This window comes from Halogeometricum sp. S1BR25-6 (genome assembly GCF_031624495.1).
Classification (GTDB): Archaea; Halobacteriota; Halobacteria; order Halobacteriales; family Haloferacaceae; genus Halogeometricum; species Halogeometricum salsisoli.
Window position 1 is genome coordinate 1,716,433 of record NZ_JAMQOP010000001.1, and the last position, 15,452, is coordinate 1,731,884.

Consider the following 15,452-nt stretch of genomic DNA (forward strand, 5'->3'; position numbering starts at 1 on the left):
GACCGTTTACCGTCTTCCACGACAGTTTAGTGATGTTTCACGAACGCCTCAGAGGCGGTTAGATTCTTCACGAACGGTTCTACGCGCGTCTCGCCGAACCGTGCGAAGACGTGTCTCGACCGGCGTCCGAAATCCGGTTTCGCGGCTCCTACCGGAGGTGTTGGCGCCGACTACCAAAGACCCCCCGCCGTTCGGGAGCGCCGGGACCGACGCCGCGGCGATTCCGTGCGTCGCGGAGGCCTCGCGCGCGCGGCGGACGGGCACCTTTTTGCCCTCCCACCGCGCGCGTTCGGACATGACCGGCACCGGCGCGGGCGGGGACCCCGCGGACGATGCGACCGAGGACGACGAACTGACCTACGCGGACGCGGGCGTCGACATCGACGCCAGCGAGGCGGCGACGGCGGCGCTGGTGGGCGCCGTCGGAGAGAGCGAGGGCGACTACGCGGGCCTGTTGGACATCGGCGACCGCTATCTCGCCTTGGCCACCGACGGCGTGGGGACGAAACTCATCGTCGCCGACGCCCTCGACGACTACTCGACGGTCGGCATCGACTGCATCGCCATGAACGCCAACGACCTCGTGGCGGCGGGCGTCCGCCCCGTCGCGTTCGTCGACTACCTCGCCGTCGACAGCCCCGACGAACGGTTCGCAGAGCAGGTCGGACGGGGTCTCTCGGCGGGCGCGGAAGCCGCCGGCGTCGAACTCGTCGGCGGCGAGACGGCCGTCATGCCCGAGGTGGTCAACGGGCTAGACCTCGCGGGCACGTGTGCGGGACTGGCGCGAAAGGACGCGCTGTTCCCCGGCGAGGCCGAGGCGGGCGACGCGCTGGTCGGCTTCCGCTCGTCGGGCATCCACTCGAACGGCCTCACCCTCGCGCGGAAGGCGACGACGCGCAACCACGAGTACGGCGACGACTGCCCGTTCGAGGGCTACGACACCGTCGGCGAGGCGCTGCTCGAACCGACCCGCATCTACACCGACCTGCTCGACCCGATGCGCGAACACGGCGTCAACGCGGCGGCGCACGTCACCGGCGGCGGGTGGACGAACCTCGAACGCATGGGCGAGTTCCGGTACGTCGTCGAGGACGCGTTCGAGCCCCAGCCTGTGTTCGAGTTCGTGCAGGAGGAAGGCAACGTCTCGGACGAAGAGATGCACCGCACGTTCAACATGGGCACCGGATTCGTCGCCGCGCTGGCACCCGAGGACGCGGAGGCGCTGGCGGCGGAGACGGAGGGCCGTATCATCGGCCGCGTCGAGGAGGGCTCCGGCGTCTCGGTTCGCGGACTCGACCTCTGAACGGTCTCGCGGCGGGTCGAGGGGAAGGAGGGAGTTTCGGAAGGAACGAACTGCGTGAAGGAACCGACGAACTCAGAGCCGCGCGGCCACGTCGGCCTCGGTGACGATGCCGACGGTCTGCCCCCCTTCGACGACGAGAACGGCCGAGTGGTGGTCCAGCGAGGAGTCTATTTCCTCCAGCGTGGCGGCCGGTTCGACCGTCGTGACCGCCTCGCGCATCACCTCGGCGACGGGGAGGTCACCCACGTCGTCGTCGCCGACGCGGCGGATGTCGCCGTTCGAGATGATGCCGACCGGACGGCCGTCGCGGATGACCGGCAGTTGGGAGAACCCCTCGTCGAGCATCCGGTCGCGGGCCGTCCGGACGGAATCGTCGGGCGAGACGCTCACGACGGTCGTGTTCATCAGGTCGTCGGCCCGGACGACGCTTCCCTCGGCCTCGTCGAGAGCGTTGACGATGCGCCGGAGGGTCGAGAGGCGCGGGTCGACGTCGCCCCCCTCGATGCGGGCGATGAGGGGCTGGGAGACGCCCGCCATCTCGGCGAGCGTGCTCTGCGTGAGGTCGAGTTCCTTCCGCCGTTCGCGCAGGTCGTGCGGGGTCGGCAGTTCCATACCCCGAGATAACCCGAGGTTATATGAAAAGCTTTCCGGAGAACTACGCTTCGGCTTCTTCCTCCTCGTCACCCTCCGTCTCGACGACGTCGATGACCGAGAGGGGGACGTCGCGGAGGGCGCCGCCGACTTCGCTCTTGGCGATGCGGGAGGCGTGCTTCTCGCCGTCGGCGTTGAACACGTCGATTTCCAGAAGTAGCCCCACCAGCGCCGTGTCGGCGGCGATGAACGCCGAGTCGAACGGCTCCCCGCAGGCGGGACAGCCTGTCACGCCGACTTCCACCTCGACGTACTCCTTGTCTTTGTCGTTCAGTCGCTTGCCCGCCTCGCTGACGGCGACGCCGATGGCGTCGTCGATGTCCTCGACGTCGCGGACCAGCCACGCGGCCTCCATGGCGACGAGATAGTTGCTCATACCTCTCGGTAGCGCTACGGGGTTTCGTGTCTTGCGGTTCCGTCGTCCGCTCGCCGACACCGGCACACATTGTCACGCAGTGCTGACTGTCAGTCGCGGATGCAACTCGAATCCATCTCGTAACTTATAGCGACGAGCGGGAGCAGTGACGGGACTCCTACGCCGTGAGCGCGCCGGACGAGAGTTTCGGTGGGCGGAACGCAAGCTAGCTTTAATCGACAGACAGCGCCGGGGTCGACTGCTTGCCGTCGGCGGAACGTATATATACACCTGGCGCACCTCCTCAGTCGACGCGATGTTCCACGCGATGCACCGGACCGCCACGTTCGCCCTCTACCAGTTGACGATCGCCCTCGGCATCCTGCTGATGCCCGTCGCACTCCTCGCGCGCCGCGTCGGCGTGCGCCTGCCCGTCGACCGGATGGTCGAGGCGGCCGGCGCCGCCTACGAACGCGCCGGCGTCGAGCGCCGAACCGACTGAACCGTCGTCGGCCGACTCCGTTCTCGGGACACTCGCTTCGGAGCGGCCGCGTCGGGTACATCGAAACGTCCCTATCGGCCCGCTATCTGCCGAAACGCCGGGAACTGGCAACAGGGGAGGGAAGGGTGGCATTTATCAGCGCCGGACTTCAAAAGGGGGTAATGCGTACTCCCACGAACGACGATGCCTCCGGCCGCCTCGACCCCTTGAACGGCGACCACTCGGGCGTGTTCGCCCCCGAACTCGGCGAGTTCCCGAACGCCGATGAACGCGCGGGCGAGTCGGCACCGCAGGAGACGAAGACGGGAACGACGACGGTCGGTCTCAAGACCGAAGACGGCGTCGTCCTCGCGACGGACATGCGGGCCAGTCTCGGCTACATGGTCTCTTCGAAGGACGTCCAGAAGGTCGAAGAGATTCACCCGACGGGCGCGCTCACCATCGCGGGGTCGGTCTCCGCCGCCCAGTCGCTCATCCGTTCCATCCGCGCTGAGGTCCGTCTGTACGAGTCCCGTCGCGGCGAGAACATGAGCATGACCGCGCTGTCGACGCTCCTCGGTAACTTCCTCCGCTCGGGCGCGTTCTACGTCGTCCAACCCATCCTCGGCGGCGTCGACGAGGACGGCCCCCACATCTACAGCATCGACCCCGCCGGCTCCATCCTCGAAGAGGAGTACACGGTCACCGGGTCCGGCAGCCAGTACGCCCTCGGTGTGCTCGAACAGGAGTACGGCGACTCGCTGTCCATCGACGAGGCGAAGACCGTCGCCGCCCGCGCCGTCAAGAGCGCCGTCGAACGCGACCTGGCCTCCGGCAACGGCATCAACATCTGCGTCGTCACCGAGGACGGCGTCGAGATAACCCAGCACAAGGAGTTCGAGGGTCTCCTCTAACGGCGAACTCGCGCGCCGATTCCGGTTCCTTCTCCTTTCGATACTCGATTTCGAGCGGCGGGGCCGTCACCGAGACGAGAGCGAGGCCGCCCCGCTTCGCTACACCCAGTCGGCGAACGAGCCTTCCAGGAGCGTCTCGGTCTGCCGTCCGATGTAGTCCCGTTGCGTCTCGTAGACGGCCGTCTCGAAGTCCGCGCCGTCGCTGAGTCGGTTGCGGACGCGGTCGACCTTCCACCCGGCGGGCGTCTGTCCCGTCTCGGCGCGGACGCGCAGGGGGGCGACGTACCGGTCGGCCTCGGCCTCCGAACAGCCGGCGGATTTCAGGCCGTCGACGGCGTGCGCGAGGATGTCGTCGTAGACTTCGACGGGATTCGTCGTCTCGTGGCCGTCGTTCGCGACCCAGCGCTGCCCGCTGTCGAACCCGTCGCGCATCGCCGCGTAGAAGTTCTCCTTCGCCGTCGCCCAATCCTGATTGATGACCGGGTGCTCGCGCTTCGGGAGGCTCTCCATCAGGCCGGCGAACGCCGCTTGGAACGCGACGGAGTCGCGGACCGTCGGTTGGGCGGCGATGGGCCGGAACTCGATGCGGGCGTTCGCCGAGGAGCGCGTCGCCCCGTCGAACACCGGGCGGACCCACCGCCAGAAGGTGCCGTGCTTGCGGCGGAGCGTGGCGAAGGAGTCGTCGAAGCGGTCGCCGCGCGGGACCGGCATCGGCACGATGGTCGCGTCGGCGGCCACCCGGTCGACGGCCGTCTCCACGTCCGGCAGGTCGTCGGGAAACCGCACCTTCTCCGCGTCCTCGCCGTTGAGAACCGACTCGAAGACGGCGATGCGGTTCTCCATGTGGGCGTCCGCGATAATCTCCGAGGGGTCGGCGTCGTCGTAGAGGTCCGGGGGGAAGAACGGCGAGTTGACGCCGAGCGCGAGGAGCGGGCCGGCGATGCGGAGCGCGTAGTTGAAGTAGAGGGGTAGGTCCGCGGCGTGAGCGACTTGGTAGTGCGGTTGGATGGAGGTGATGAGCGACTCGGGCATCACCGTGTCGGCGTCGAGTTCGACGTGCGGAGCGTCGACGGACATCTGCTCGACCGGGTGTTCGCCGTTCGCCATCGCGTGGTAGCGGACGGCGTCGGTCATGTTCGTGGCGATGCGGATGCCGCCGTCGGAGATGCTGTCGGTGAGGTACCCCCTCGCCGTCTCCCCGCGGGGTGGGATGGTCCAGAGGCCGTCGCTGACGAGGCGCATTCCCTCGGAGGAGGTGCACTGGAGGGCGGCGGTGAGGCGGGCGAGCACCTCGGACTCCTGGGCGCGGAGCCCGTGGGGGTTCAGCGGTTGCGGGCTCGTCGTCATCTCGGCGTTGTGGAGGCCGAGTTCCTTCTCGAAGCCGATGAGTTCGAGCAGTCGACGGGGGACCCGCATCAGACCGTTGCTCTCGGTCTCCTCGGAGGCCCACCGGCCGTCCGCGACCGCGTAGAACTCGTACTCCAGTCCGACGATGGACTGGTGGTTGTCGAACGTGCCGGCCGCCAACTCCGATTTCACTACCTCCGCGTCAGCCTCCGCCTGCGCTTGGTACTCCTCGGGGTCGACGGCGAGCACGTCGCGGACTCTGTCCGCAAGCTCGTCGCTCATACCGCCTCCTGCGCTCCCGGCGGGCTTGAATCCCGCGACTACGCGGCGACACCGTCACGCGTTCACGAACCGACGTCTCGGGGGCGGCGATTCGAGACGCTTTTTCCCTCGCGGAGACCACGGATGGACGATGCAGTTCGCCGAGTTCGCCGCGCGCGCGTCGGAGATGGAGGCCGAACCCGCGGACCTCGCCACCGTCGCTCTGGTCCGCGACCTGTTCCGCGAGAGCGGCGAGGAGTTGGACACCGTCGCCCGATTCGTGCAGGGTCGCGTCTTCCCGGCGTGGGACACCACGACGCTCGATATCGGGCCGCGTCTCCTCCGGGAGGCGCTCGCTCGCGCCGCCGAGCGAAACGTCACCGCCGACGACGTCGAGGAGCGACTCGCCGAGGAGGGTGAGATAGGCGCCGTCGCCGCCGGCTACGACTTCGGCGGCCAGCGGGGGCTGGCGGCGTTCGGGAGCGGGGGCGACGGGGACGAGAGCGACGACCTGACCGTTCGCGAGGTGGACGAGACGCTCCGCGAACTCGCCGCCGCGACCGGGGCCGGCAGCGAGGACCGCAAGCTCAACACCCTTTTCGGCCTGTTCAACCGGGCGAATCCGGAGGAGGCGAAGTTCCTCGCCCGCCTCGTCCTCGGAGAGATGCGAATCGGCGTCGGCGAGGGCGCCGTCCGCGACGCGATAGCCGAGGCGTTCCTCGCCGACGAGGAGGAGGAAGACGAGTCCGAACGGGAGAAGGGAGGTGGGAGAGCCGATTGCGAAGAAGACGGGGACGGAGAGAGCGAACCCGAACCCGAACCCACCGTCCGCGCAACCGACGAGCACCTCGCGGCCGTCGAACGCGCCCTGCAGGTGTCGAACGACTACGGCATGGTCGCCGTCATGGCCCGCGAACTCGGTATCGAGGGTCTCGGCGCGGTCCGCCTCGACGTCGGGCGCCCCGTGCAGGCGATGCTGGCGCAGGCGGGCACCGTCACCGACGCCCTCGACGAGTGGGGGGCGGTCGCGGTCGAACGGAAGTTCGACGGCGCCCGCGTGCAGGTGCACGTCGACGGCGGGACGGACGAGGGCGGGGCGAACGACGAGGACGACGGAGACGACGTCTCGGTGTCGGTGTTCTCGCGAAACATGGACGACGTGACGGACGCGCTCCCCGAAATCGCGGAGTTCGCTGCCGAACACGTCGAGGCGCCGGCCATCCTCGACGGCGAAGTCGTCGCCGTCGACGACGACGGGTCGCCGCGCCCCTTCCAAGAGGTGCTGCGGCGCTTCCGCCGCAAGCACGACGTCGACCGGATGCGCGAGGAGGTCGAACTCGAACTCCACGCGTTCGACTGCCTGCACGCCGACGGTGAGGACCTGCTCGACGCGCCGGTCACCGAACGGCACGCCCGCCTCGTCGAGATACTACCCGAAGACGCCGTCTCGGACCTCCTCGTCACCGACGACGAGGAGGAGATAGCCGCCTTCGAGGCGGATTCCCTCGACGCCGGTCACGAGGGTATCATGCTGAAGAATCCCGACTCGACCTACTCGCCCGGCGACCGGGGGAAGAACTGGCTGAAGCGCAAGCCCGACGTAGAGACGGTCGACCTCGCGGTGACCGGCGCGGAGTGGGGCGAGGGCCGCCGCGCGAACCATCTCGGGACGTTCCTGCTGTCGGCCCGGCGGAGCGGGGGAGACGGAGACGGGAGCGACAGCGAGTACGTTACCATCGGGAAGGTCGCCACCGGCATCACCGACGAGAAACTGGCCGAACTCTCCGAACTGCTCGAACCGGAGATAGCGAGCGAAGACGGTCAAACGGTCGAACTGAACCCCTCGGTCGTCTTCGAGGTGGGGTACGAGGAGATACAGCGCTCGCCGACATACTCCTCGGGGTACGCGCTCCGGTTCCCGCGGTTCGTCGCGGTCCGGGCGGACAAAGACGCCGCGGACGCCGACTCCTTGGAGCGAATCGAGCGGTTGGCCGAGTCGCAGTAACTGGCAGTTACACGTAGCGTTCGAGCGCTTCGAATGCCCGTCTCGCGGCCTCGTCCGGTCGGTCCGGGTAGGTGTACAGTTCTAGGGTGACGAAGCCGTCGTAGCCGATATCGTCGAGGGCGTCGAACGCCTCGGCGAAGTCCAAGTCGCCGTCGCCGGGGACGAGGTGGTAGTGCTTCCCGCGGACGCCGCCGGCGATGTCTTCGAGGTGGACGCCGGTGATGTGTCCCGCCGCCTTCTCTATCGTGTCGCGCAGTTGTTCGCCGTAAACGGCCGAGTGACCGAGGTCGAGATTGATGCCGAACCCCTCTCGACCCACGTCGTCGACGAGTTCGAGCGCCTCGTCCGTGCACTCGACGAGGAGTTCGGGTTCGAACTCGATGCCGACGTCGACGCCGCGCGGTTCGGCGTAGTCGAGAATCTCGTCCAGCGACGAGAGCAGGTGTTCGTACGCCGCCTCGGGTAGCGTCCCCGGCAGAGGGGAACCCGAGGCGAGACAGACCGCCGGCGCGCCCGTGGCCTCGGCGAGGTCGACGGCCCGCTTCGTGTACTCGACGCGCCACGCGCGCAGGTCCGGGTCGGGGTTGATGACGCTCGGTTCGAAGAAGGCCGTCTCGGGCGCGTCCCCGTAATACCCCATCGCGGTGTTCGCGTTGACGTTCGAGACGGCGATGCCCGTCTCGTCGAGAGCGTCGGCGAGTGCGGCCTCGTCGTCGGAATCGAACTCGGGGAAGTACGCGTGCGGCGTATCGCCGAGCAGTTCGACTCCCGCGTAACCGTGGTCGGCGATGCGACGCACGGCCTCGGGGAGCGTGTAGTTCGTGTACGCGTTGGTGGAGAATGCCAGTTTCATAGTGTGTACCGTAAGTTCAGCTCATGTCGAAGCGTTCGGAGAGCACGTGCGTCGGAACCGCGAACGCCGCGGCGGCGACGGCGAACCACGGCCCGGCGACGACGGCGACGGCGCCGTCGAGGAGGACGATGCCGAGGACGCAGGTGCCGACGGCCGGTCCGACCTTCGAGGGGACGGGGTCGGCCATCGCCGGACCGAGCGCGTGCCAGTCCCACGCGAGGAAACACGCGGCGAGGACGGTGGCGGCGAGTCCGAGGGTCGGCGTTCCGAGGACAGTGGCGACGACGGGAACGACCATCGCCGCGAACGTCGCGCCCGCGGCGGCGACGGCGACTTCGGACCCCTCGCCGCCGCCCGTCTCCGACTCCGCCATCCGGGTGAACGCCGCCACGTAGACGACGACCCCGATCGGAAACAACAGCGCGACGGCGTCGAAGGCGGCGGCGCCGGCGACGGCGAGGCCGAGGCAGACGTTCAGTCCGCGGGCGGCGCCCATAGCGAGGAAGCCGGCCGGACCGCCCTTCAGCAGGCCGTCGTAGAGGACGACGGTGAGGGCGAGGGCCGCCGCGACCAGTCCGGGGAGCGCGCCCCCGGTCGCCGCGGCGACGCCGACGCCGGCGAGGAGGAGCGCCCCGCCGAAGACGAGCGCGCTCCCTCGACCGATTCGACCGGAGGGAATCGGCCGCTCGGGGCGCTCTCGTTCGTCCTCGGCGACGTCGGCCGCGTCGTTCAGCGTCGTCCCCGCGGCGTAGACGCACGCGGAGGCGACGCAGAGACCGGCGATTGTCGGGAGCGAGGCCGGCGCTCCGAGGGCGACGGCGAGGGCGGCGCCGGCGAGCACGTCGGGCGGCGCGGTGAACAGGTTCGGCAGTCGGACGAGTTCGGCGTAGTCCGTCGCCACTCGTCGAACCCGCTCGAACCCGAACGCGTCGCCGACGCCCGCGGCCATCGACCTCAGGCCCACCCGCGTTCGCGGAGGTAGTCCATGGCGCCCTGTGCCGTCTCGGCGGCCGTCTCCTGGTACGGGTAGAGTTCGACCGTGACGTAGCCGTCGTAGCCGGAGTCCTCGACCGCCTGCAGGAAGCCATCGATGTCCATCGCGCCGTCGCCGAGTTGGGTGTGCTCGTGCGAGCGGTCCTCGGGGATGTCCTCGAGGTGATAGTGGCGCGTGTAGGGGGCGAGCGTCTCGACCAGTTCCGCGGGGTCCTCGCCCATGCAGAACAGGTGACCGGCGTCGAAATTGCAGGTGATGCGCTCGGAGTCGACGCGGTCCATCAGGTCGAGGTATTCGTCAGAAGTCTCGATAAGCAGGTCGGGTTCGGGTTCGACCATCACGTCGACGCCCTTCCGTTCCGCTCGCTCGGCGAGTTCGTCCAGACCCTCGACGAACGTGTCCATCGCCCACTCGCGGGACTTCTCTTCGGGGACGGGTCCGCCGGGTTCGATGGAGATGCGGTCGCAGCCGAGTTCCGCGGCGGCGTCGATGGTGTCGAGCGTGTAGTCGACGCGGCGGCGGCGGTAGTCCTCGTCGGGTTCGATAAACGAGGGGTGGTGGAAGTCCTCGATGGCCGTCAGCATGAACGCGTTGCAGTTGCTGATGGCGATGTCGTTCGTGTCGAGAGCCGACTCCACCTCGTCGTACTCCTCGCCCGTCGCCGTCGGCGGGTAGAGGAACGGTTCGTCGAACAGCAGTTCGATGCCGTCGTACCCGGCGTCGGCGACGGCCTCGATGGCGCCGACCGTCGAGTACTCCCGGAAGGCGTTCATCGAGAAACCGAACTGGAGCGACATCTACTCGCCCCCCGACCCGGTCTCGGCCGCTTCGACGGCCGACGCGGCCGTCGACGACTCGGCGGCTACCTCCCGCGCGTAGTCGAAACTCTCGGACTGAGCGAAGAACTCCAAGGGGTTCTCGAAGAGGAGTTTCCGGACCTCGCTTCGGTCCCAGCCGGCGTCTATCATCGCGTCGCGGGCCTTCGGAACCGCGAGGGGGTCCGAGTCGTCCCAGTCGGCCGAGGAGTTGATGATGCGCCTGTCGGTGCCGTACTCCTCCAGCAGGGGCATCACCTCCTCGATGGATATCTTGCCGGGGTAGAGCGTGAAGCCGAGCCAGCAGTCGGTGGCGGCGGTCGTCTCCATCGTGGCGGGTTCGTTGTGGTCGATGATGATGCGCTCCTGCGTGACGTCCATCTCCTCGATGATGTCGACGGTGCGAACCGCGCCCTTCGGTTTCTCCTCGTGGGGGAGGTGGATGATGACGGGCGCCTCGTGCTCCTCGGCGACGCGGAGTTGTTCGCGGAACGCCCACTCCTCCTCGTCGGTCTGGAGGTTGAACCCGATCTCGCCGACGCCGACCACCCGGTCGCGTTCGAGGTACTCGGGCAGTCGGTCGATGACCGCCTCAGACATCTCGCGGTCGACCGCCTCCTTCGGGTTGATGGAGACGGTGATGTAGTGGTCCATCCCGGCGATGCGCTCGGCGCGTTCGGTCTCGAAGTCGTGGATGTGCTCGAAGTAATCGAAAAACGATTCGGGGTAGAGTTTGTCCGACCCCGACCAGAACGAGGGTTCGATAACGCACTCGATGCCCGACCGCCGCATCTCGCGGTAGTCGTCCGTCGTGCGCGACGTCATGTGAGCGTGAGAGTCGATGAGACGCATGTACGACACTGAGGACCATCCCCGCTTTGTTATCGTCGCCCTACAGGTTCCGGCGCGAGGGAAACGGCTCGATAGCCCCGAGTAGCGGCCAGTTAACGGGTCGTTGAATCGGTCGGCGAGAAGCGATTTACCCGCCGGTCGGGTAAAGCGGACGCATAACTAACCCTGTTCCGTTCTGTGAGGGAGTTATGACGCGAACGCGAACGGGCGTCTGGTTCGTCGGCGCCCGCGGCAACGTCGCCGCCACGGCTATCTCCGGGGCGCGCGGAATCGCCCGCGGGACGACCGACGACACCGGCATGGTCACGGCCCGCGAACCCTGCACCCGGCTGGATTTGCCGCCGGTCGACGGGTTCGTCTTCTCCGGCCACGACATCGCCGAACGCCCCCTTCTCCACGCCGCGACCGACCTCGCCGACTCGGGCATCGTCGACCGGGCGACGCTCGAAGCCGTCGCCGACGACCTGCGCGAGATAGACGAGCGCATCGAGACGGGCACCGCGCGGAACTGCGGCAGCGCCGTCTCGCTCGCCGACGGCGACACACTCGACAGCGACCACGGCGTGAGCGGAGTAGTCGAACAGATTCGCGCGGACTACGCGGCGTTCGCAGAGGAACACGACGTGGACCGACTGGTCGTCGTCAACCTCGCCTCCTCGGAACCGCCGATGAGAGACCCCGAGCGGTACGACACGCTGGACGCCTTCGAGGCGGCCCTCGAAGCGGACGACGCGGACCTCCCGGCGAGTTCGCTGTACGCCTACGCGGCCCTCGTCGACGGCCACCCGTACGTCAACTTCACACCCTCGACGGGGAGCGAACTCGGCGGCCTGCGCGAGTTGGCCGACCGCGAGAACGTCCCGCACGTCGGTCGCGACGCCAAGACCGGCGAGACCCTGCTGAAGACGGCGCTCGGGCCGATGTTCGCCGGGCGCAACCTCAACGTCATGTCGTGGGATGGCTTCAACATCCTCGGCAACGGCGACGGCAAGGTGCTCGACGACGACGACAACAAGGCCGGCAAGCTACAGAGCAAGGGCGGCGTGCTCTCGGAAGTGCTCGGGTCGGACGCCCACAACCGCGTCCGCATCGACTACACCCCCTCGCTCGGCGACTGGAAGACGGCGTGGGACCACGTCCACTTCGAGGGGTTCATGAACACGAAGATGACCCTCCAGTTCACCTGGCAGGGCGCGGACTCCGCCCTCGCCGCCCCTCTCGTGTTGGACCTCGTCCGCCTCGTCTCCTACGCCGACGAGCACGGGGAAGGCGGAACGCAGACGCACCTCGCGTCGTTCTTCAAAGAGCCGATGGACGTGGACGAACACGACCTCTCCCGGCAGTTCGCCATGCTTGAATCCTACGTCGAAGCGCACCGTGACGACGCCGCGGCGGAGTCGACCGACCCGGTCCGGACTGACGGCGGCGGGGACGAAGCCGCCGGTACCGGCGCCGGCACGAACGCAAATTCGGACGCAGACACAGTCAGGGAGGCGGAACGGTGAGCGACTCCGAACCGGACCCCGAACCCGAACCGTCGGCAGCGAGTCGGGTCGTCGTCCTCAACGTGGTGGGCCTCCAACCCGACCACGTCGACCCCGAGTCGACGCCCAACCTCGCCGGCCTGTTCGGGGACGGCGCGACGACGGGCGCGGTGCCGCCGTTCCCGGCGGTGACCATCCCCTCGCAGACGACGCTCTCGACGGGGGTCTCGCCCTCGACGCACGGCGACGTCTCGAACGCGGAGTACGACCGCGAGACCGACACCGTCGAACTGTGGGGTCGAAACAGCGGCGACCGCAACCGCGTCTGGGAGGCCGCGCGCGACGCCGACGTGACGACGGGTGCGCTGTTCTTCCAGCACCTCTACGGCACCTCGGCGGACGTCGCGGTGACGCCGAAACCCATCGAGGACGAGAACAACAACCTCATCGAGATGAACTGCTGGACGAACCCCGACGGCTTCTACGAGGAACTCCGCGAGGAGTACGGCCACTTCCCCCTGCACAACTACTGGGGGCCGGCCGCCAACGCGCAGGGCAGCGAGTGGATCCTCTCGGCGGCCCGCGAGGCGACGGAACGCTACGACCCGGAGATGCTCTGGACGTACGTCCCGCATCTCGACTACACGGGACAGAGCCACGGGCCGAACTCCGAGGCGTTCGACGAAGCGCTCTCGGAGGTCGACGAACTCGTCGGCGACTACCTCGACTTTCTCGAAGAGACCGACCAGTGGGACGAGACGGCCGTCGTCGTCGTCAGCGAGTACGGCTTCCACGAGGTGTCGAGGCCCGTCTTCCCGAACCGCGCGCTCCGCGAGGCGGGTCTGATGAAGACGAGAGACGCCGAGGGCGACGAAGAGGGACAGGTGCCGGACCTCTCCGCCTCCGAGGCGTTCGCCGTCGCCGACCACCAGGTCGCGCACGTCTACTGCGACGCCGAGGCCGTCGAGACGGCCCGCGAGGCGCTCGAATCGCTCGACGGCATCGAGCGCATCCTCGACGGCGACGACCAGGCCGCCTACGACATCGATAGCCAGAGCGCGGGCGACCTCGTCCTCGTCGCCGACCCGGACGCGTGGTTCGCCTACTACTGGTGGGACGACGGCGAGGAGGCGGCGATGCCCCCCTACGCCGATAGCGTCGACATCCACGAGAAACCCGGCTACGACCCCTGCGAACTGTTCCTCGGCGAGGACGGGTTCGTCTCGACGGACCCCTCGAAGGTGAAGGGGTCGCACGGCCGCGTCGACCCCGAGACGACGCCGTTCTTCGGCATTGGCGGCCCCGCCGCCCCGTCGCTGTCCCTCGACGGCGACATCGACATGCGGCAGGTCGCTCCGACGGTGCTCGACCTCCTCGGCGTCCACGAGGCCGTCGACATGGAGTTCGAGGGCGCGTCCATCCTCGCCCCGTCGAACGAGTTGGGGCCCGCCGACGACTGACCGGATTGACGGAGCCGAAACGCGTTATGTCCTCCGCGCGGTAGCGTGCGGCATGACCGTTCCCTTCCGCGACCTCGAAGTCTCGTGGCTCGGCTACGCCACCGCCAGAATCGAGTCCGAATCCGGCTCCGTCGCCTATCTCGACCCCGGCCGTTACGGCGTCCTCGACGACTACCACGCCCGCGACGGCGACGTCGTCTGCGTCACGCACGACCACCACTACGACTCCGACGCGATTCGCTCGGTCGCGAACGAAGACGCCACCGTCGTCGTCTTCGAGGGCGTGAACCCGGCGAACATCGACCGCGACGTGGAGGCCGTCGAGGACCTGCCGTACGAGGTGATCCGCGTCGGCGAGGAGGAGCACCTGAGCGTCGGCGCCGTCGACGTGTGGACGCTGCCGGCGTACAACGAGGAGGATAGCCCGCACGCCAGAGACGACGGGAGCCTCGTCCACCCGCGGGGACTCGGCTGCGCGTACCTCCTCTCCGTCGACGGCGTCAAGGTGTTCTGGCCGGGAGACAGCGACGTACTCGAAGGGTTCGAGCAGTTGTCGGTGGACCTCTTTCTCGCCAACATCGGCGGCAGCGTCGTGATGGACCGCCACGAGGCGGCCGACCTCGCGGAGGCGCTTGCGCCCGAACTCGTCCTGCCGATTCACTACGACACCATCGACCTCTTGAAGACCGACCCCGAGGCGTTCGTCGTCGACGTCGCCTCCCGACACATTCCGGTCGTCCTCGAAGACCCGACCGACCACGCGGTCTGAGCCGAGGGGTCGGGGGGCCTGACCGGCCGGGCGGTCGGTCCGGTCGCGGCAACCGTTTTGCACCGCCGGGCCGTCGACCGACGCGAGATGAGACTCACGACGCCGACGGTCGACCGCGGTCGGTTCGACGGGCGAATTCCCTACTACCGCGCCGGCGACGGCCCCGAGACGCTGGTCGTCCTCCCCGGACTGAGCGACGCGTTCTCCGGTTCGCGGGCGGCGACGGCGGCGCACCTCGCGCGGACGGCGTCTCGCGGCCTCACCGACGACTTCACCGTCTGGACGGTCGGCCGCCCGCGCGACCTCGACCCGGACGCGACGACGCGCGACCTCGCCGGGGCGGTGGCGACGGCGCTGGACGAATTGGACGGCGGGCACGTTCTCGGCTGTTCGATGGGCGGCCTCGTCGCCCAGCACCTCGCGGCGGACTACCCGGACCACGTCGACAGACTCGTCCTCGCCGCCGCCGGCGCGCACGTCGGCGACGCCGGCCGGGCGGTCCTCAACGACTGGGAGACGTGGGCCGCGAGCGAGGAGTGGGGAAAACTGTACGCCTCCGTCGTCCGCGAGACGTACGCGGGGTGGCGGCGGCGGGCGTACCCCGCGCTCCTGCGCGCGGTCGGTCCGGCGCTGGCGCCGCCGTCCCCGGACGACGTGCTGACGTCGATTCGGGCGGTCCGCGACCACGACGCGAGCGAGAGGCTGGAGGAGGTGACGGCGCCGACCCTCGTACTCGGCGGGAGCGAGGACAGACTGTTCCCCGCCGACCTGCTCCGAGAGACGAAGGCGGCGCTCCCGGACGCGACGCTGGCGCTCCTGTCCGGGGCGGGACACGCCGCCGCCTCCGAGCACCCGAGAGTGTTCGGTCGGGCGGTGAAGCGGTTCCTGCGCGGCGAACAGATATAGGC

Annotated in this window: 15 protein-coding genes; 8 read left to right on the forward strand and 7 right to left on the reverse strand. The window is 68.6% G+C overall.

Annotated elements, in window-relative coordinates; genetic code table 11:
* Positions 1–295: 295 nt before the first annotated feature.
* Positions 296–1,303, forward strand: a complete 1,008-nt coding sequence (purM, locus tag NDI76_RS08970; protein ID WP_310923893.1) for a phosphoribosylformylglycinamidine cyclo-ligase — start codon at positions 296–298, stop codon at positions 1,301–1,303.
* A 72-nt stretch (positions 1,304–1,375) separates the two neighbouring features.
* On the opposite strand, the gene NDI76_RS08975 is transcribed toward purM, so the two are convergent.
* Together NDI76_RS08975 and NDI76_RS08980 are read right to left on the reverse strand one after the other, a co-directional pair.
* Positions 1,376–1,915 (reverse strand): CBS domain-containing protein, encoded by a 540-nt coding sequence (locus tag NDI76_RS08975; protein ID WP_310923665.1) that lies wholly within the window; start codon positions 1,913–1,915, stop codon positions 1,376–1,378.
* 43 nt (positions 1,916–1,958) lie between these two features.
* Positions 1,959–2,330 (reverse strand): DUF555 domain-containing protein, encoded by a 372-nt coding sequence (locus NDI76_RS08980; RefSeq protein WP_310923666.1) that lies wholly within the window; start codon positions 2,328–2,330, stop codon positions 1,959–1,961.
* Positions 2,331–2,637: 307 nt separating this feature from the next.
* On the opposite strand from NDI76_RS08980, the gene NDI76_RS08985 reads away from it, so the two are divergent.
* Positions 2,638–2,811, forward strand: a complete 174-nt coding sequence (locus NDI76_RS08985) for a hypothetical protein (RefSeq protein ID WP_425498339.1) — start codon at positions 2,638–2,640, stop codon at positions 2,809–2,811.
* Between the two features lie 161 nt (positions 2,812–2,972).
* Positions 2,973–3,704 (forward strand): archaeal proteasome endopeptidase complex subunit beta, encoded by a 732-nt coding sequence (psmB, locus tag NDI76_RS08990; protein WP_310923668.1) that lies wholly within the window; start codon positions 2,973–2,975, stop codon positions 3,702–3,704.
* Between the two features lie 99 nt (positions 3,705–3,803).
* On the opposite strand, the gene NDI76_RS08995 is transcribed toward psmB, so the two are convergent.
* Positions 3,804–5,333: a glutamate-cysteine ligase family protein gene (locus NDI76_RS08995; protein ID WP_310923670.1), complete on the reverse strand. Its 1,530-nt coding sequence runs from the start codon at positions 5,331–5,333 to the stop codon at positions 3,804–3,806.
* A 130-nt stretch (positions 5,334–5,463) separates the two neighbouring features.
* Here NDI76_RS08995 and ligA point away from each other — a divergent pair, with 130 nt between their 5' ends.
* The gene (gene ligA, locus NDI76_RS09000) at positions 5,464–7,317 is read left to right on the forward strand and encodes an ATP-dependent DNA ligase LigA (RefSeq protein WP_310923671.1); all 1,854 of its coding nucleotides are present in this window, start codon (positions 5,464–5,466) and stop codon (positions 7,315–7,317) included.
* Positions 7,318–7,324: 7 nt separating this feature from the next.
* Here ligA and NDI76_RS09005 read toward each other — a convergent pair whose 3' ends face one another.
* From NDI76_RS09005 to NDI76_RS09020, 4 genes are read right to left on the reverse strand one after another with little or no spacing between them, the layout of a single operon-like run.
* Positions 7,325–8,170, reverse strand: coding sequence for a sugar phosphate isomerase/epimerase family protein (locus NDI76_RS09005; protein WP_310923672.1), 846 nt, complete (start codon positions 8,168–8,170; stop codon positions 7,325–7,327).
* Positions 8,171–8,186: 16 nt separating this feature from the next.
* Entirely contained in the window at positions 8,187–9,119 is a 933-nt protein-coding gene (locus NDI76_RS09010) for a UbiA family prenyltransferase (RefSeq protein ID WP_310923673.1), read from the reverse strand.
* A 5-nt stretch (positions 9,120–9,124) separates the two neighbouring features.
* On the reverse strand, positions 9,125–9,961 hold the full coding sequence (locus NDI76_RS09015; protein ID WP_310923674.1) for a sugar phosphate isomerase/epimerase family protein: 837 nt from the start codon (positions 9,959–9,961) through the stop codon (positions 9,125–9,127).
* Positions 9,962–10,831, reverse strand: coding sequence for a TatD family hydrolase (locus NDI76_RS09020; protein WP_310923675.1), 870 nt, complete (start codon positions 10,829–10,831; stop codon positions 9,962–9,964).
* 188 nt (positions 10,832–11,019) lie between these two features.
* Here NDI76_RS09020 and NDI76_RS09025 point away from each other — a divergent pair, with 188 nt between their 5' ends.
* The 4 genes from NDI76_RS09025 to NDI76_RS09040 all read left to right on the forward strand — a co-directional run bounded on the left by NDI76_RS09025 (position 11,020) and on the right by NDI76_RS09040 (position 15,450).
* Entirely contained in the window at positions 11,020–12,336 is a 1,317-nt protein-coding gene (locus NDI76_RS09025; protein WP_310923676.1) for an inositol-3-phosphate synthase, read from the forward strand.
* A complete protein-coding gene (locus NDI76_RS09030) occupies positions 12,333–13,775 on the forward strand; it encodes an alkaline phosphatase family protein (RefSeq protein ID WP_310923677.1) in 1,443 nt (480 codons plus the stop codon). Before NDI76_RS09025 ends, NDI76_RS09030 begins: the two co-directional genes overlap by 4 nt.
* A gap of 52 nt (positions 13,776–13,827) precedes the next feature.
* Complete coding sequence (locus NDI76_RS09035; protein WP_310923678.1) at positions 13,828–14,544, forward strand: MBL fold metallo-hydrolase; 717 nt, start codon at positions 13,828–13,830, stop codon at positions 14,542–14,544.
* 87 nt (positions 14,545–14,631) lie between these two features.
* Positions 14,632–15,450, forward strand: coding sequence for an alpha/beta fold hydrolase (locus tag NDI76_RS09040; protein WP_310923679.1), 819 nt, complete (start codon positions 14,632–14,634; stop codon positions 15,448–15,450).
* The last annotated feature ends 2 nt before the right edge of the window (positions 15,451–15,452 follow it).